Source organism: Saccharothrix syringae, from assembly GCF_009498035.1.
GTDB classification, from domain to species: domain Bacteria; phylum Actinomycetota; class Actinomycetes; order Mycobacteriales; family Pseudonocardiaceae; genus Actinosynnema; species Actinosynnema syringae.
Genome location: NZ_CP034550.1, coordinates 734,311 through 751,716 on the forward strand (window position 1 = coordinate 734,311; position 17,406 = coordinate 751,716).

13 protein-coding genes are annotated in these 17,406 nt (G+C 74.5%); 7 read left to right on the forward strand and 6 right to left on the reverse strand.

All coding sequences use genetic code 11. The features are described from left to right. The first annotated feature begins 3 nt into the window (after positions 1 to 3). Positions 4 to 600, forward strand: coding sequence for a TetR/AcrR family transcriptional regulator (locus EKG83_RS03500; protein WP_051765325.1), 597 nt, complete (start codon positions 4 to 6; stop codon positions 598 to 600). Between the two features lie 33 nt (positions 601 to 633). On the opposite strand, the gene EKG83_RS03505 is transcribed toward EKG83_RS03500, so the two are convergent. Further along, complete coding sequence (locus tag EKG83_RS03505; RefSeq protein ID WP_033430005.1) at positions 634 to 1,749, reverse strand: PQQ-dependent sugar dehydrogenase; 1,116 nt, start codon at positions 1,747 to 1,749, stop codon at positions 634 to 636. A 292-nt stretch (positions 1,750 to 2,041) separates the two neighbouring features. On the opposite strand from EKG83_RS03505, the gene mfd reads away from it, so the two are divergent. From mfd to EKG83_RS48855, 5 genes are all read left to right on the forward strand, one after another. After that, positions 2,042 to 5,608 (forward strand): transcription-repair coupling factor, encoded by a 3,567-nt coding sequence (mfd, locus tag EKG83_RS03510; RefSeq protein ID WP_033429958.1) that lies wholly within the window; start codon positions 2,042 to 2,044, stop codon positions 5,606 to 5,608. Positions 5,609 to 5,621: 13 nt separating this feature from the next. Beyond that, positions 5,622 to 6,557, forward strand: coding sequence for a SurA N-terminal domain-containing protein (locus tag EKG83_RS03515; protein WP_051765316.1), 936 nt, complete (start codon positions 5,622 to 5,624; stop codon positions 6,555 to 6,557). Further along, entirely contained in the window at positions 6,554 to 7,474 is a 921-nt protein-coding gene (locus tag EKG83_RS03520; protein ID WP_033429959.1) for a MazG family protein, read from the forward strand. Before EKG83_RS03515 ends, EKG83_RS03520 begins: the two co-directional genes overlap by 4 nt. Positions 7,475 to 7,768: 294 nt before the next feature. Beyond that, a complete protein-coding gene (locus EKG83_RS03525; protein WP_033429960.1) occupies positions 7,769 to 10,942 on the forward strand; it encodes a S41 family peptidase in 3,174 nt (1,057 codons plus the stop codon). A gap of 135 nt (positions 10,943 to 11,077) precedes the next feature. Then, positions 11,078 to 11,764 (forward strand): hypothetical protein, encoded by a 687-nt coding sequence (locus tag EKG83_RS48855; RefSeq protein WP_033429961.1) that lies wholly within the window; start codon positions 11,078 to 11,080, stop codon positions 11,762 to 11,764. Between the two features lie 141 nt (positions 11,765 to 11,905). Here the strand turns inward: EKG83_RS48855 and efeB are convergent, their stop codons facing one another. The 3 genes from efeB to efeU are packed head-to-tail and all read right to left on the reverse strand — an operon-like array spanning position 11,906 to position 15,136. Then, positions 11,906 to 13,174: an iron uptake transporter deferrochelatase/peroxidase subunit gene (gene efeB, locus EKG83_RS03535; RefSeq protein WP_033429962.1), complete on the reverse strand. Its 1,269-nt coding sequence runs from the start codon at positions 13,172 to 13,174 to the stop codon at positions 11,906 to 11,908. Further along, positions 13,171 to 14,292, reverse strand: a complete 1,122-nt coding sequence (gene efeO, locus EKG83_RS03540) for an iron uptake system protein EfeO (protein ID WP_033429963.1) — start codon at positions 14,290 to 14,292, stop codon at positions 13,171 to 13,173. Before efeO ends, efeB begins: the two co-directional genes overlap by 4 nt. Positions 14,293 to 14,308: 16 nt before the next feature. Beyond that, on the reverse strand, positions 14,309 to 15,136 hold the full coding sequence (gene efeU / locus EKG83_RS03545; RefSeq protein WP_033429964.1) for an iron uptake transporter permease EfeU: 828 nt from the start codon (positions 15,134 to 15,136) through the stop codon (positions 14,309 to 14,311). 155 nt (positions 15,137 to 15,291) lie between these two features. On the opposite strand from efeU, the gene EKG83_RS03550 reads away from it, so the two are divergent. Beyond that, complete coding sequence (locus tag EKG83_RS03550; RefSeq protein ID WP_033429965.1) at positions 15,292 to 16,122, forward strand: lytic murein transglycosylase; 831 nt, start codon at positions 15,292 to 15,294, stop codon at positions 16,120 to 16,122. 54 nt (positions 16,123 to 16,176) lie between these two features. Here EKG83_RS03550 and EKG83_RS03555 read toward each other — a convergent pair whose 3' ends face one another. Both EKG83_RS03555 and EKG83_RS03560 read right to left on the reverse strand, forming a co-directional pair. Beyond that, entirely contained in the window at positions 16,177 to 16,554 is a 378-nt protein-coding gene (locus tag EKG83_RS03555) for a tetratricopeptide repeat protein (RefSeq protein ID WP_033429966.1), read from the reverse strand. A 68-nt stretch (positions 16,555 to 16,622) separates the two neighbouring features. Next, positions 16,623 to 17,336: an alpha/beta fold hydrolase gene (locus EKG83_RS03560; protein WP_033429967.1), complete on the reverse strand. Its 714-nt coding sequence runs from the start codon at positions 17,334 to 17,336 to the stop codon at positions 16,623 to 16,625. Between the last annotated feature and the right edge of the window lie 70 nt (positions 17,337 to 17,406).

Genomic DNA, 17,406 nt, shown 5'->3' on the forward strand with positions numbered 1-17,406 from the left:
CGGATGACCGGCAAGGAGCGGCGGGAGCAGCTGCTCGACGTGGCGCGCGCGCTGTTCGCCGAGAAGGGTTTCGAGGTCACCTCGATCGAGGAGATCGCGCACCGGGCCGGCGTGTCCAAGCCCGTGGTCTACGAGCACTTCGGCGGCAAGGAGGGCATCTACGCGGTCGTGGTGGACCGCGAGATGCAGTCGCTGATGGACCACATCGTCAACGCCCTGTCCGGCGGGCACCCCCGCGAGCTGCTGGAACAGGCCGCGTGCGCGTTGCTCGACTACATCGAGGGCTCCACCGACGGCTTCCGCATCCTGGTCCGCGACTCGCCGGTGGCCTCCTCCAGCGGCACGTTCTCCTCCCTGCTCAACGACATCGCCTCCCAGGTCGAGTCGATCCTGGGCCTGCACTTCTCCCGGCAGGGCTACGACCGCAAGCTCGCCCCGCTCTACAGCCAGGCCCTCGTCGGCATGGTGGCGCTGACCGGCCAGTGGTGGCTGGAGGTGCGCAAGCCGAAGAAGGACGAGGTGGCCGCGCACCTGGTCAACCTGGCGTGGAAGGGCCTGTCGCACATGGACCACAAGCCCCGGCTGCGCACCCGCCGCTGAAGGAACCCGCCGCCGACCACCCGGCGGGACCCCTCAGGCGCGGGTGATCCTGAGCAGCTCGTCGCCCCGGCCGTTGGACGTGGTCACGTACAGCGCGCCGTCCGGCCCCAGCTCCGCGCCGCGCAGCCGGCCGTGCGTGCCGTCCAGCTCCGGCGGGACCGCCACCGAGTGCACGCCGCCCTCCTGGGTGACGGTGAACAGCAGCAGCTTCGTGCCCTTGAGCGCGGTCACCGCCAGCACGCCGGCCAGGTCGCCCCACTGCTCGCCGCGCAGGAACGCCGCGTCGCAGATCGCCTCGGTCGGGTCGCCCGACGACCACGCGGCGGGCACCGCGTCCGGGAACCGCTCCAGGTCGGTCATCGGCACGTCCTCGTCGTAGCCGCCGACCGTGCCGCCCCGCGAGGGGTCCCAGCCGTAGTTGCCGCCCGGCTTGAGCGCGTTGACCTCGTCGTCGACGTCGGGGCCGTGCTCGGCGGTGAACACCACGCCGTCCTCGCGCACGGCCACGCCCTGGACGTTGCGGTGGCCGTAGGTGTAGATCCGGTCGCCGAACGGGTTGCCGGGCACGCCCTCGCCGGTGTCCAGGTCGACCCGCAGCACCTTGCCGCCGAGGCTGCCCCGGTCCTGCGGGACGTTCGCCCGCGCCGTGTCGCCGGTGCCGATCAGCAGGTTGCCGTCGTTGTCCAGGGCCATCCGGCAGCCGGAGTGCCGCCCGCTGGGGTTGCTGGGCAGGCCGGCCAGCAGCGGGTCCCGGACCCGGGTCGCCCGGTCGCCGTCCAGGACCCAGGTGACCAGCCGCACGTCCTCGGCGGTGTTGAAGCAGGTGGTGAACCGCCGCGAGGTGGCGAAGTCGGGGTGCACGACCAGGCTCATCAGGCCGCCCTCGCCGCGCGCCGCCACGTCGCCGAGGTCGGCCGCGACCTCGCCGACCCGCCCGTCCTTCCCGACCAGGGCGATCCGGCCGGGGCGCTGGGGCACGAGCATGCGCCCGTCGGGCAGGAAGCCCACGTCCCACGGGTGGGTCAGGCCGGACGCCACCACCTCGACCTTCAGGCCCTCGGGTGAGGTGGTGGGCGGCGCCGTCCCGGCGCTCTCGGCGGAGCACCCGGCCAATACGACGACAGCGGCAAATCCGACGACGCGGCGCATGGCGAACAGCATGCCAAGCCTGATGTGCGTTCGCCGTCTGCCGGCACCGCGGCGCACCGCCGGCTTCGGGTCCGCTTCGGGCCGTCGGTCCTCCCGACATCGACACGAACGAGTGATCTGGCTCCACTGGCCCGCCGGTGGGCGGGCCGGCCGGCGCAATCCACGGGCACCACGTCGGCGGGGGTCGTAGGCTTGACGACCAGAGAACCCCTCCCGGCGGCTCCGAGGTCCCGGGCAGGGGTCTGTCGTCTCTCTCCCCCCACTCCTCGACACGCCTCCGGGAGCCACCGCGATGCCCCAGCCCGGCCCGCTGTCCGGCCTGCTGACCGCCGTCCTGCCCGACAAGGCGCTGCGCGCCCTCGTCGACTCCGTCGGCGTGCCCGGACTGGAGCTGGAGGGCCCGCCCGCGGCCCGGCCGCTGGTCGCCGCGGCCCTGGCGAGCAGCACCCCGGTGCTGGCGGTCACCGCCACCGGCCGCGAGGCCGAGGAGCTGCGCGACGTCCTGTGCGACCTGATCGGCCCCGGCCAGGTCGCGCTGTTCCCGTCCTGGGAGACGCTGCCGCACGAGCGCCTGTCGCCGCGCGCGGACACCGTCGGCGCCCGCCTGCAGGTCCTGCGCCGGCTGGCCCACCCCGGCGACGACCCGCTGCGCGTCGTGGTCACCACCGTCCGCAGCCTGATCCAGCCGATGGCACCCGGCCTGGGCGAGCTGGCGCCCGTCGACCTGGCGGTCGGCGCCGAGCACGACTTCGAGCAGCTGCTCACCGACCTGGCCGACCTGGCCTACACCCGCGTGGACATGGTCGAGAAGCGCGGCGAGTTCGCCGTGCGCGGCGGCATCCTGGACGTGTTCCCGCCGACCGCCGAGCACCCGCTGCGGGTGGAGTTCTGGGGCGACGAGGTCAGCGAGATCCGCCCGTTCTCCGTCGCCGACCAGCGCTCCCTGCCGCACGAGGTCGCCTCCTTCACCGCGCCGCCGTGCCGGGAGCTGCTGCTCACCGACCAGGTCAGGGCGCGGGCGGCCGAGCTGGCCGCGGCGCACGAGGCCGACGCCCAGCTGCACGAGATGCTGGAGAAGCTGGCCAACGGCATCGCGTCGGAGGGCATGGAGGCCCTGATCCCGGCCCTGTGCGAGGGGCGGCTGCAACTGCTCACCGACGTGGTGCCCGAGGGCACGCACGTGGTGCTCAACGACCCGGAGAAGATCCGCGCCCGCGCCCACGACCTGGTGCGCACCGGCCAGGAGTTCCTGGAGGCGTCCTGGATGGCCGCGGCCGGCGGCGGCAAGGCGCCCATCGACCTCGGCGCCTCGGCCTACCGGGGCCTGGACGAGGTCGCGGGGGCCGCGCGGGCGGCCGGCCGGCCGTGGTGGACGCTGAGCCGGCTCACCACCGAGGGCGCCGACGTGCTGCGGATGGAGTTCAAGCACGTCGAGGCGTACCAGGGCGACGTCGAGCGGGCGTTCGCCGACCTGCGCGCGCACACCGCGTCCGGCGGCACGGCCGTGCTCGTCGTGCCCGGCGCGGGCACCGCCCAGCGCGCCACCGAGCAGCTGCGCGAGGCCGAGGTCGACGCCACCTGCGCGGACGCCCTCACCGAGGCGCCGCGGCCGGGCACCGTCACCGTGGTCCGGGGCGCGCTGGAGGACGGGTTCGCGCTGCCCGAGCTGGCCCTGGTCGTGCTCACCGAGACCGACCTGACCGGCGGGCGCGGCGGCACGTCGACCAAGGACATGCGCCGCATGCCCAGCCGCCGCCGCAACGCGGTGGACCCGCTGGCGCTCAAGGCAGGCGACTTCGTGGTGCACGAGCAGCACGGCATCGGCAAGTACGTGGAGATGGTGCAGCGCACGGTCGCCGGCGCGACCCGCGAGTACCTGGTGCTGGAGTACGCCTCGTCCAAGCGCGGCCAGCCCGGCGACCGGCTGTTCGTGCCCACCGACCAGCTCGACGAGGTGTCCCGCTACGTCGGCGGCGAGCTGCCCACGCTCAACAGGCTCGGCGGCAGCGACTGGAAGAACACCAAGGCCAAGGCGAAGAAGGCGGTCAAGCAGATCGCCGCCGAGCTGGTGCAGCTCTACGCCGCCCGCCAGTCCGCGCCCGGCCACCCGTTCGGGCCCGACACGCCGTGGCAGCGGGAGCTGGAGGACGCGTTCCCGTTCACCGAGACCGCGGACCAGATGGCCGCGATCGACGAGGTCAAGGCCGACATGGAGCGCGGCGTCCCGATGGACCGGGTGATCTGCGGCGACGTCGGCTACGGCAAGACCGAGATCGCGGTGCGCGCGGCGTTCAAGGCCGTGCAGGACGGCAAGCAGGTGGTGGTGCTGGTGCCCACCACGCTGCTGGCCCAGCAGCACCTGAACACGTTCACCGAGCGCATGCGGGCGTTCCCGGTCAAGATCAGGGGCCTGTCGCGGTTCACCGACCCGACGGAGGCCGAGCAGACCGTCGCGGGCCTGGCCGACGGCGAGGTCGACATCGTCATCGGCACCCACCGCCTGCTCCAGAAGGGCCTGCGCTACAAGGACCTGGGCCTGGTCGTCGTGGACGAGGAGCAGCGGTTCGGCGTCGAGCACAAGGAGCACATCAAGGCGCTGCGCACGCACGTGGACGTGCTCACCATGTCCGCCACGCCGATCCCGCGCACCCTGGAGATGTCGCTGGCGGGCATCCGCGAGATGTCCACCATCCTCACCCCGCCCGAGGAGCGGCACCCGATCCTGACCTACGTCGGCCCGTACGACGACAAGCAGGTCGGCGCCGCGATCCGCCGCGAGCTGCTGCGCGACGGCCAGGTGTTCTACGTGCACAACCGGGTGTCGTCGATCGAGAAGGCCGCCCGCCGCATCCGCGAGCTGGTGCCCGAGGCCCGCGTGGTCACCGCGCACGGCCAGATGAACGAGGACAAGCTGGAGAAGATCATCCAGGGCTTCTGGGAGCGCGAGTACGACGTGCTCGTGTGCACCACGATCGTGGAGACCGGCCTGGACATCTCCAACGCCAACACCCTGATCGTGGAGCGCGGCGACATGCTGGGCCTGTCCCAGCTGCACCAGCTCCGCGGGCGCGTCGGCCGCGGCCGGGAGCGCGGCTACGCCTACTTCCTGTACCCGCCCGAGGCGCCGCTGACCGAGACCGCGCACGACCGGCTGGCCACCATCGCGCAGAACACCGAGCTGGGCGCGGGCATGGCCGTGGCCATGAAGGACCTGGAGATCCGCGGCGCGGGCAACATCCTGGGCGCCGAGCAGTCCGGGCACATCGCCGGCGTCGGCTTCGACCTGTACGTGCGGCTGGTCGGCGAGGCCGTGGAGGCGTTCCGGCGGCACGCGGGCGCGGGCACGGACGCGGAGGAGGAGCTGGCCGAGGTCCGGGTCGACCTGCCGGTCGACGCGCACATCCCGCACGAGTACGTGCCGGGCGAGCGGCTGCGGCTGGAGGCGTACCGCAAGATCGCGGCGGCGGGCGACGAGGCGGCGCTGGAGGCGGTGCGCGACGAGCTCAGGGACCGCTACGGCACCCCGCCGCTGCCGGTGGACCGGCTGCTGGCCGTGGCCCGGTTCCGGCAGCGGTGCCGGGAGCACGGCGTGACCGAGGTCGCGATGATGGGGCAGAACATCCGGTTCGCGCCGATGGACCTCAAGGACAGCCAGCTGGTGCGGCTGCGGCGGCTGTTCCCCAAGGCGGTCCACAAGCAGGCGACGTCCACCGTCACCGTGCCCAGGCCGACCGAGGGCGCGGCGGGCGGCCGGATGGGCGCACCGCAGCTGCGCGACCAGGAACTGCTCGACTGGTGCGCGCACTTCCTCGACTCCCTGGTGGTGAGCCCCGTCACGGGGACTTCATCGCGGTCGTGAGAAGGTACCGGTCGTGAGGACTGTGCAGAGGCGCTTCACCCTGATCGGCGCGGCCGTCGCACTGCTCGTGGCCGGCTGCGGCTCCGGACCGGCCCAGGTCGGCTCGGCCGCGATCGTCGGCGACACCGCGTTGCCGCTGGAGACCGTGCAGCAGCGGCTGGACGTCGTGCTCAAGAAGGAGCCCGAGGCCCGGAAGATGCACGACCAGCGCAAGCTCGACACGGTGGCGCGGCAGCTGGTCACGCTCGGCGTGCAGCACCAGCTGATCGAGCAGGCCGCCGCGCGCGAGGGCGTCACCGTGTCCGAGGAGGAGGTGGCCGAGTCCGTCGAGCAGGCGGGCGGCGCCGACCTGGCCTCGCAGAACACCGTGTACGACGCGGAGACCTTCCGGGAGCGCGCCCGGGACCAGTTGCTGCTGGTGGAGCTGGCGCGCAAGTACGTGGACCGGATGGAGGTCACGTTCGACTACTTCTTCGCCGAGGACAACAAGGACGCGGTGGCCAAGGCCAAGCAGGTCGCGGCGGACCCGCGGAAGATGGCCGAGTTCGTCTCGGCGGCGCCGCGCAGCGAGCAGGGGCAGTCCCTGGGCAAGCGCGGCCAGGTGGTGCGCTCGGCCGAGTCGCCGCAGTCGGTGCAGTCGCCGCTGTTCGGGGTCGCGCCGGGCACGGTCGTGGCGTTCCCGCCGGACCCGGGCAGCGCCCAGTGGATCGTCGCGTACGTGACCGACCGCAAGACCGACGTGCGCTCGTCGGGCGAGTCGTCCACCGAGCAGCTCACGCCGCAGCTGCTGGAGCAGATCGGCCTGCGCCTGGTCCACGCGCTCGCCGGCAACCCCGAGATCCGGGTCAACCCGCGCTACGGCGTGTGGGACTCCACCGCGATCTCGCTGGCGCCGTCGGAGGGCGAGCTGTCCGGCTACCAGGCCACCGCCCGCCAGACCGACTCGTGACCGTCGTCCTCGTCGGCGCCGCCCAGGTGCTGCCCGCCGCCGCGCTGCCCGCCCTGCGGAGCGCGGCGGCGGTGTACGCGGGGAAGGGCGTGGACGCCGAGCTGCTCGGGGCCCGCCCCGCCCGGGAGTGGGAGCACACCGGCGAACCGGTCGTGCTGGTGACCACCGACCTGCGCGAGCCCGTGGCCCAGGTGTTCCTCGGCCGGGGCTCGGAGGTCTTCGCCGCGCCCGGTGCGCGCCTGCTGGACGCGGTCGCCGTGATGGACCGGCTGCGCTCGCCGGGCGGCTGCCCGTGGGACGCGGAGCAGGACCACAAGTCGCTGCGGCAGTACCTGGTCGAGGAGACCTACGAGCTGCTGGAGGCCATCGAGGACGGCGACCGGGAGGCGATGCGCGAGGAGCTGGGCGACGTGCTGCTCCAGGTGCTCTTCCACGCCCGGATCGCGGCCGAGGACCCCGACGACCCGTTCACGATCGACGAGGTGGCCGCCGACCTGGTGACCAAGCTGGTCGGCCGGCACCCGCACGTGTTCGCCGGCGGCGACCCGGACGTGCGCGACGCCACCACCCAGCAGCACCGCTGGGAGGAGCTGAAGCAGGTCGAGAAGCAGCGCGAGTCCAGCCTCGACGGCGTGGCCACCGGCCAGCCCGCGATCGCCCTGGCGGCCAAGCTCGTCCAGCGCGCCACCCGCGCCGGCCTGCCCGTCGACCTCCTCCCCGAGGGCGACGACACCGGCACCACCCTCTTCGCCGTGACCGCCGTCTCCAAGCTGTCCGGCGAGGACCCCGAGACCGAACTGCGCGCCGTGGCCCGCGCCTTCGCCTCCCGCGTGCGCACCGCCGAGCGCTCCGCCCGCGCCACCGGCCTGACCACCCTCACCCCCACCGACTGGCACACCCACTGGCCCACCCCCTAACCCTCCCCCCGCGCGTGTCATGCGCTCAAGCCGGGCGTGTCATGCGCTCGGACCCGGCGTGTCATGCGCTCAGCACCCCCGAACTCCACGCTCGCGCCAGCCGGGCGAACGTGGAAATCGGGGGTCGCGAGTGTTCGACACGAGGGTTCTGAACGTTCGACTCGCGGGTGCCGAGCGCATGACACGCGAGGTCTGAGCGCATGACACGCCGGTGTTGGGGGCATGACACGCCGGGGGGTGGGGGAGGTGCGGGGTGGGGGTGGCGCCGATCATCGGGGCGCTAACGTCGAGAGGGTGACCGAACCCGCCTACCTCCGCTTCCCTCACCTGCACGGCGAACTCGTCGCGTTCGTGGCCGAGGACGACGTGTGGCTCGCCCCGATCGCCGGCGGCCGGGCCTGGCGGGTGACCGCCGACCAGGTGCCGGTGTCCTCCCCGCGCTTCGACCCGACCGGCACGCGGCTGGCCTGGACCAGCAGGCGGGACGGTGCGCCCGAGGTGCACCTGGCGCCGGTCGGGGGCGGCGCGGCCACCCGGCTCACCTACTGGGGCTCCTGGACCACCGGGGTGCGCGGCTGGACGTCGGGCGGCGAGGTCGTCGCGGTCACCTCCGCCGGCCAGGCGACCGCCAACCGGCAGTGGGCCCACGCCCTGCCCACCGACGGCGGCCCGGCGCGCCGGCTGCCGTTCGGCTGGGTCGACGACGTCTCGTTCGGCCCGGCGGGCCAGGTCGTCGTCACCTCCGTCTACGGCCGCGACCCCGCCTGGTGGAAGCGCTACCGCGGCGGCGCGGCGGGCAAGCTGTGGGTCGACGCCACCGGCGACGGCGAGTTCACCCGCATCCTGCCCGAACTCACCTCCTCGCTGACCTCGCCGCTGTGGATCGGCGACCGGATCGCCTTCCTGTCCGACCACGAGGGCGTCGGCAGCCTCTACTCCGTCACACCGACGGGTGAAGACCTGCGCCGCCACACCGAGCAGGAGTTCTACGCGCGCCTCGCCACCACCGACGGCCGGCGGGTCGTCTGGCAGCACGCGGGCGAGCTGTGGCTCCTCGACGACCTCGACGGCGCCGCGCCCCGCCGGCTGGACATCGCCCTCGGCGGCCCCCGCACCGCCCGCCGCCCCCGCCACGTCACACCGCACCCCGACGACTTCGACCCGGACCGCACCGGCCGGGCGAGCGTGGTCGAGGTGCGCGGCACCGTGCACTGGGTGACCCACCGCGACGGCCCGGTCCGGGCGCTGGCCGAGCAGCCGGGCGTGCGAGCCCGCCTGCCGCGCGTGGTCGGCGACGGCGTCGTGTGGGTCACCGACGCCGACGGCGAGGAGAGCCTGGAGTTCGCCCCGGTCGGCGGCGTCGAGCCGGGCAACGAACCGCGCCGGGTGGCCGTCGGCAGGCTCGGCCGGGTGCTGGAGCTGGCCGTCTCCCCGGACGGCCGCCGGCTCGCGGTCGCCACGCACGACGGCAGGCTGCTGCTGGTCGAGGTCGAGTCCGGCGAGGTGCGCGAGGTCCTGTCGGGGGCGAACCCGCACGTCAGCGACCTGGCCTTCGCCCCGGACTCGAACTGGCTGGCCTGGTCCCACCCCGGCCCGCGCCCGCTCCAGCACATCCGGATGACCAACACCACCGACCTGTCGGTCGTGGACGTCACGCCGCTGCGCTTCTCCGACTTCTCGCCCGCGTTCACCGAGGACGGCCGGTACCTGGCGTTCCTGTCGGTCCGCAGCTTCGACCCGGTCTACGACGCGCACGTGTTCGACCTGTCCTTCCCCACCGGCTGCCGCCCCTACCTGGTGCCGCTCGCGGCGACCACGCCGTCGCCGTTCGACCCGCTGCGCCTGGGCCGCCCGGTCGGCGACGACCCGGCCGACAAGGACAAGGAGAAGGACGACGAGAACCCGATCACCGTGGTCGACCTGGACGGGTTGGCCGACCGCGTGGTGACCGTGCCCGTCGCCGCCGCCCGCTACGCCGGCCTCACCGCGGCCAAGGGCGGCCTGCTGTGGCTGCGCTCGTCGGTGCGCGGCGTGCTGGGCGACGGCCTGGCCGACGGCGGCCACCCGCCGCGCGCCGTGCTGGAGCGGTTCGACCTGGCCAAGTCGCGCACCGACGTGCTGGTCGACGGCGTGGACGCGTTCGCGGTGACCGGCGACGGCCAGCGGATGGTCGTCCAGGACGGCGACGACCTGCGGGTCGTGCCCGCCGACCGGAAGGTCGACGCGGAGGACACCGACTCGGTGGACGTGGACCTGTCCCGGGTGCGGGTGGTGGTCGACCGGGCGGCCGAGTGGCGGCAGGCGTACGCCGAGGCCGGCCGGCTCATGCGGGACAACTTCTGGCGCACCGACATGGGCGGCGTGGACTGGGCGGGCGTGCTGGAGCGCTACCGGCCCCTGGTGGACCGGCTCGGCAGCTACGCCGACCTGGTCGACCTGCTGTGGGAGGTGCAGGGCGAGCTGGGCACGTCCCACGCCTACGTCATCCCCTCCGGCAGCCCGCGCGGGCGGACCGTCGGCCTGCTCGGCGCCGACCTGGAGCGGGACGAGCACGGCGCGTGGCGCGTGCTGCGGGTCATCCCCGGCGAGACGTCGGACCCGGCGGCGCGGTCGCCGCTGGCCGCGCCCGGGGTCGCGGTGCGCGCCGGTGACGCGGTCGTGGCCGTGGACGGGCGGCAGGTCGACCCGGTGACCGGCCCCGCGCCGCTGCTGGTGGGCACGGCGGGCAAGCCGGTGGAGCTGACCGTGCGGCCGGGCGGCGGCGGCGAGCCGCGGCGCGTCGTGGTGGTGCCGCTGGCGGACGACGAGCCGCTGCGCTACCACGCGTGGGTGGCCGACCGGCGGGCCCGCGTGCACGAGCTGTCCGGCGGGCGCGTCGGGTACCTGCACGTGCCGGACATGACCGGCGCCGGCTGGGCGCAGCTGCACCGCGACCTGCGGGTGGAGCTGGCCCGCGAGGCGGTCGTGCTGGACGTGCGCGAGAACGGCGGCGGGCACACCTCCGAGCTGGTCGTGGAGAAGCTGGGGCGCCGGATCATCGGCTGGTCGGTGGCCCGCGGGTACACCACGGCCGACAGCTACCCCGGTGACGCGCCGCGCGGGCCCGTGGTGGCCATCGCGGACGAGTTCGCCGGGTCGGACGGCGACATCGTGAACGTGGCGATCAAGGAGATGGGCATCGGGCCGGTGGTCGGCACCCGCACGTGGGGCGGGGTGATCGGCATCGACATGAGGTACTCGCTGGTCGACGGGACGCTGGTGACCCAGCCCCGGTACGCGACGTGGTTCGCCGGGCCGGGGTGGGGCGTGGAGAACCACGGCGTCGACCCGGACGTGGAGGTGGTGGTGACGCCGCAGGACCGGGTGGCCGGGCGCGACCCGCAGCTCGACACCGCGGTCCGGCTGGCCCTGGAGGCGCTGGAGGTGCGCCCGGCCGCGGTCCCGCCCGAGCTGCCGCCGCTCACCTGATCGAGATCACCTGGGCGTGTGATCTCGCGGTGGTTGCGACCGCCGGTCCTTACCCGATCATGAGTAGCACGCGAGATCGGGGTCGGGGGTTCGGTGAGTCATCGTTTGTCGCCGCGTTCGGGGCGCGGGTGCTTCTTGGCGGTGGTGGTGCTGCCGCTCGCGGCGGCAGGCGGGGTCGCGGCGCTGGTGCTGGCGTTCCGGCAGCCCGACCCGGCGGCCGACCGGGCGGGCGGCGAGGTGGTCGTGACGGCGCGGCCGACGCAGGTGAGCGCGCGGGCCGGCGTGCCGCCCGCACCGCTGACGCAGGCGGTCCTGTCCGAGGTGACGGGCGCGGTGACGGGCGCGCAGCCGGACCGCCGGGAGGTCCGCACCGGCGAGTGGCCGCCGACCCGCGGCCGGTGGCCCGGCGTGCTGCCCCGGTGGGGCGAGCCGTTCCGGCCGGACGGGTCGCCGCGCCCGGGGGGCGCCCCGCCGGTCCACGACGTGCTGCCGCCGATCGGCGAGGTGCTGCCGCCGGCGCCGGTGACCACGACGGTGGGCGGCGCGGTGCCGGACCCCACGTCGGCGGACCCCACGCAGGCGCCGACCACGCCGCCGGACCGGCCCACCTCCGCGCCGGTCGGGTCGACCGCGCCCGGCACGCCGACGACCGAGCCCGGGACGGTGCCCGGCAACCCGCCCGGCGGCCCTTCCGGCAACCCGACGGGCGGCCCTTCCGGCACCGCGCCGGGGACGACACCCGGCACCCCACCCGGGACCACGCCGGGGACGACGGCACCCACCGGTCGACCCGAGCCCGGCCGCGCGGTGCGGCCGGGCTGAGGTTCCGGGCCCGGAGTGCCGGGCCTTGGAGTGCTGGGCCTTGAGTTCCGGGTCCGAGGTCCCGGGTCCGGCGTGCCGGGTCCGAGGTTCCGGGGTCGGAGTGCCGGGCCCGGAGCCCCGGGCCGGTTCCCGCGGTCCCGATCAGCCGCCGGATCGGCCCTCGAACAGGGTGTCGCCCCAGAACCCGCCCTCGCGCACCCCCGGCGGCACGGCGAAGTGCCCCGAACCGGTGTGCTCCAGGTACTCCATCATCCTGTCCTTGGTCGACAGCGCCATCTGCATGGGCACGAACTGCCTGCCGGTGTCCCGGTTGAAGCAGACGAAGAACAGCCCCGCGTCGAGGTGCCCCAGCCCGTCGGTCCCGTCCGTGAAGTTGTACCCCCGGCGCAGGATCCGCACGCCGCCCAGGTGCTCGGCGGAGGCCAGCCGCACGTGCGCGTCCTCCTTGACCAGGTACTCGCCGCCCGCGCCCTTCACGTGCAGGTCGACCGGGTCGAACTCGGCGAGCTGCCCGAGCGGCGCCCCGGTGCCCTTGGCCCGCCCGACGACCGCCTCCTGCTCGGCCAGCGACGTGCGGTCCCAGACCTCGACGTGCATCCGGATCCGCCGCGCCACCAGGTAGGTGCCGCCGACCAGCCAGTCCGGGCCGTCGCCGGGGGCGACCCACACGTGCTCGCGCAGCGCGTCGGCGTCCTCGGCCTTGATGTTGTTCGTGCCGTCCTTGAAGCCGAACAGGTTGCGCGGCGTGCTCTGGGACGTGGAGGTGGAGGAGGTGCGGCCGAACCCGAGCTGCGACCACCGCACCCGCACCCGCCCGAACCCGATGCGCACCAGGTTGCGGATGGCGTGCACGGCCACCTGCGGGTCGTTCGCGCACGCCTGGAGGCACAGGTCGCCGCCGCACCGCCGCTCGTCGAGGTCGTCGGACGGGAACCGGGGCAGCTCGACCAGCTTCGGCGGCCTGCGGTCGGCCAGGCCGAACCGGTGGTCGAACAGCGACGGGCCGAAGCCGAGGGTGAGGGTCAGCGCGGACGCGGGCAGGTCGAGCGCCTCGCCGGTGTCCTCGGGCGGTGCCTGGGGGCTGCCGCCGACCGCGCCGCCCTCGGCGGCCTCCTGCCCGGCGGTCATCCGGCGGGCCGCCGCGGTCCACTCCCGCAGCAGGTCGACCAGCTCGGCGCGGTCGTCGGTGGTCACGTCGAGCGCGACGAAGTGCATCCGGTCCTGCGCGGGCGTGGTGATGCCCGCCTGGTGCTCGCCGTGGAACGGCACGGCCTCGGCGCCGGTCGGCCGCACCCGCTCGGACGACGCCGCCCCGCCGACCAGCGCGCCGGCCGCCGCGCCCGCGCCCGCCAGGGCCGCGCCGGCCCCGGCGAACCCGAGGAGCCTGCGCCGGGGCAGGCCGCCGGTCACCGCGACACCACCTCGGCGACGCGGCTGATCGGCTCGCCGAGCGCGTCCACGGCCGCCGACAGCGCCTGCACGTCCGACTCGCCCAGCGCGGTGTAGAGCCGGAAGCCGTCGCCGTCGCGGTAGGTCTCCAGCAGGTCGTCGAGCGCCTTGAACTTCTGGTCCACGGTCGCCGCCAGCGCCGCGTCCCGCTCCTCGATCACCGGCCGCAGCGCGGCGACGGCGGCCTGCGAGCCGTCGACGTTGGCGCGGAAGTCCCACAGGTCGGTGTGCGAGTAGCGGTCCTCCTCGCCGGTGATCTTGCCGGTGGCGACCTCGTCCAGCAGCTCCTTGGCGCCGTTGGCCAGCTGCAGCGGGGTCAGCTCGACGGCCTTGGCCTTCGCGACGACCTCCTTGACGTCGGTGAGCAGCCGGTCGGCGATCGAGGCGGTGTCGGCCTGCGGGCCGGCCTGCCAGAGGTCCTTCTCCAGGCGGTGGAAGCCGGTGAACTCCACGCCCTCCTCGATGACGTCCTCGCGGCCGTCGACCTTCGGGTCGAGGTCGCCGAAGCTCTCCGCGACGGGCTCGATGCGCTCCCAGTAGGTGCGCGCGACCGGGTAGAGCGCCTTGGCCCGCTCCACGTCACCGGCCTTGACCGCGTCGACGAACTCGGTGGTCTTGGCCAGCAGGCCGTCGGCCTGGGAGTTGACGTACCGCTGGTAGCCCTTGGTGGCCTCGGCGAGCGCGGCGTCGGCGTCGGCGGACTTCCTCGCCTCGCCGTCGACGGTGAACGCGCCGCGGATGCCGTCGCCCTTCATGCCCGGCTTGCACGCGGTCTGGAGCTCGCCCGCCTCGGTGACCTCCACGATCAGCCGCCGGGTGAGGCCGGGCCCGATGTTCTCGACCTCGCCGAGGATGCGGTCGCCGGGGGCGTAGAGGTAGAACTCGGTGACCTTGGTGCCCTTGTTGGTGACCTCGAAGGTGACGTTGCCGGTCTTCGCGCTGGTGCGGGCGACCTTGCAGGCGTCGTCGGTGGCCTCGACGGCGATCGGGCCGTCGGCACCCGCGGTGGTCTCCGGTCCGCCGCACGCGGCGAGCAGGAGCAGCGACGCGGCGGTGAGCGCACGGGCGGTCGTGGGCACGGGTGGTTCTCCGGTTTCAGCTACGCGCGCCGGCGGCGGCGCGGGTTCTCGGGCGGATCAGGAACAGCGGCAGGACGACCAGCACGTAGGCGCTCCAGGCGGCGGCCTGGAGGACCGTGGTGCGCTGGGAGTAGTTGAAGATCCCCTTGAGCAGCGCGCCGTACCAGGAGTCCTCCGGGACGGTGTCACCCAGGTCGAAGGCCAGCACGTCGAGGCCGGGCAGGATGGCCGCCTCCTGGAGGTCGTGCAGGCCGTAGGCGAGCACGCCCGCCGCCACGAACACCAGCAGCGCGCCGGTCCAGGTGAAGAACGCGCCGAGGTCGAACCGGATCGCGCCCCGGTAGAGCAGGTACGCGAGTGCGACGGCCACGCCGATGCCGACCAGGAAGCCGATCAGCGGCTGCACCGTGCTGCCCGCGGCCTGGACGCTGGAGTAGAAGAACACGGCGGTCTCCAGCCCCTCGCGCCCGACCGCGAGGAACGCCAGCACGACCACCGCCAGGGGGCCGACCTCCAGGGCCCGGTCGAGCTTGCCGCGCAGGTCGGCGGCGATGGTGCGGGCGGTGGCGCGCATCCAGAAGACCATGCCGGTCACGAACGCCACGGCCAGCAGCGACATCCCGCCGCCGAACGCCTCCTGCTGCTCGAAGGTCATGGTGGCCGCGGTGAACGAGACGACCGCGCCGAACACGACCGACAGCGCGACGGCCGCGGCCACGCCCAGCCAGACCTGCGGCAGCCGCGACCGGCGGTCGGTCCTGACCAGGAAGGCGACCAGGATGCTGACGACCAGGGCGGCTTCCAGGCCCTCGCGCAACCCGATCAGCCCGTTGCTGAGCAGCACGGCGGCTCCCCGGGAAGAAGTTAGATGAGGCTCACCGAATTTAGGCAAGGCTGGGCTCTCTCGTCCAGCACACAAACGAGGTCAAATGTGGTAATGGGGACAAGAGCCCCAAATTGCTCCGTGATCCAGCCCTCGGCGGCACGTAGCCTGGGTTCGTGGTAGTCCCGCCCCCGTCGAAGACGAAGCCCGGGCCGCGCGCCCGCGGTCGCGCCGGCGAAGTCGTCGGGCGCCTGTTCCTGGTGCTGCTCCTGCTCGCCGTCGCGGCCGGCGGCGCCTGGGCGCTGGGCCGGTTCAACCGCCCCGGCCCGCGCGAGGCCGCCGACCCGCCGTTCCCGGTGCCGTTCCTGGAGGTCGAGCCGGGTGCCGCCGCACCGGGTTCGGGCGGCCGGGTGCCCGCGGCCGGCCCGGCCACCGCGGACCCCCTGGTGGAGTGGGCGTCCTCCCTGGCGGCGGAGATCGACGTCCCGGCCCGCGCGCTGCGCGCCTACGCCACCGCCGACCTGGCCATGCGCGCCCAGCAGCCGGGGTGCCGGATCTCCTGGGCGACCCTGGCGGGCATCGGCCGCGTCGAGTCCTTCCACGGCACCATCGGCGGCCTGGAGCTCGGCGAGGACGGCCGCCCGTCCCGCCCGATCATCGGCATCCCGCTCGACGGCTCGCCGGGGGTCAAGGCGATCCCCGACTCCGACGGCGGCCGGCTGGACGAGGACACGCGGTGGGACCGGGCCGTGGGGCCGATGCAGTTCATCCCCACCACGTGGGCGCGCTACGCGGTCCGCGCCAACGGCGACGGAAACAGCCCGGACCCGCAGAACATCGACGACGCCGCCCTGGCCGCCGCCCGGTACCTGTGCTCGGGCGGGCGCGACCTGGGCACCGGCGCAGGCTGGTGGGCGGCCGTGCTGGACTACAACGCCTCGACCGAGTACGGGCAGAAGGTGTTCAGCGGGGCCGAGGCGTACGCCCGCGCGAGCACCGGGACCTGACCGCGGGCACCGGGCCGACCGCGGGCACCGGCACCGGACGCCGCCGAAGAGCCCTCAGCGGTCCCGCTCGACCGCCAACCGGGCGCTCAGCTCGCCCAACGCCTCCTGGTACTCCGGCGTCGGGTTCATCGCCGCCGCCATCCGGAACTGCGCCAGCGCCTCCGGCAACCGGCTCTGCCGCTGCAGCGTCCGCCCCAGCGCGAACCGCGCGTAGTGGTCGCTCGGGTCGAGCTCCAGCACCTTGCGGAAAGCCGCCTCGGCCCGCTTGAGCTGCGCCGACCCCAGGTACGCCCGGCCCGCGAGCAGCTGCACACCAGCCTGCTCCGGTGCCGCTTCGAGCACGACGGCCAGCTCGCGCAACGCCTCCAGCGGTCGGCGTTGCGCGAGCAGCGCCTCGGCCCGGCGGAACGCCTCGAAGGTGCCGTCTGTCATGGTCCGATCAACGCTACCCGCGCACCCGCCCGGCGTACGACAGCCGACCGGATGACGGGAAACGCGTCTCACCCGAGCAGAGCGTGGTGGAGCCGGTCCAGCACCGGCCGGATCGAGCCGGGTTCCTCCACGTGGGCGTTGTGACCCACCCCGGCCAGCACCATTCCACCCGGCTGGGCCGCCAGCAGGTCCCCGGGCGGGCACATGGGGTCGTCCTCGCCCGCCGCGAGCAGCACCGGGCAGCGGGCCGCGGCGAGCAGCCCGTCCACATCCGGGGCGCCCACCCCGAACGCCGCCGGGTCGAGCGCCGCCCGCCACCCGTCGGGCGTCTCGACCACCCCGTCCTCCAGCGGCACGCCGGCCAGCTTCGCCGCCCACCCCGAAGCTTCGGCCCGCGTCGGGAACACCCTCGGCGGCTTCGCGGCGAGCCCGGCGGCGCGGGCCAGTTCACCCTCCGTCCACCGCAGCTTCACCCCGAGCCCGGCGGCGGCGCGCACGTCCACGCCGAACCACCCGCTCGCCAGCGCCAGGGCGACCACCCCGCCGAGGGAGTGCCCGAGCACGGCGACCGGCCCGGCGGGCACCACCGACGCCACCGCGGCCGCCAGCGAGCCGAACGAGTACCGGCCCAGCGGCGCCGACCGCCCGTGCCCCGGCAGGTCCACGACCAGCCACGACCCGGGCCACGACCCGACCGCGCCGCGCCACGCCGAACCGGTCGCGCCCAGCCCGTGCAGCAGCACCAGCAGGGGGCCCTCGCCACCCCGGGAAACGTGAACCAAGGCTTAACCTCCCCTGAACGCGGCCGTCACGGCGGAGCCGCGGCCGTCCCACACCTTGCACCAACTAGGC

Bases quoted from the DNA above. Each gene is read 5' to 3' on its own strand.
- EKG83_RS03500 (WP_051765325.1), top strand. From the start codon at position 4: ATGACCGGCAAGGAGCGGCGGGAGCAGCTGCTCGACGTGGCGCGCGCG.
- EKG83_RS03505 (WP_033430005.1), bottom strand. From the start codon at position 1,749: ATGCGCCGCGTCGTCGGATTTGCCGCTGTCGTCGTATTGGCCGGGTGC.
- mfd (WP_033429958.1), top strand. From the start codon at position 2,042: ATGCCCCAGCCCGGCCCGCTGTCCGGCCTGCTGACCGCCGTCCTGCCC.
- EKG83_RS03555 (WP_033429966.1), bottom strand. From the start codon at position 16,554: ATGACAGACGGCACCTTCGAGGCGTTCCGCCGGGCCGAGGCGCTGCTC.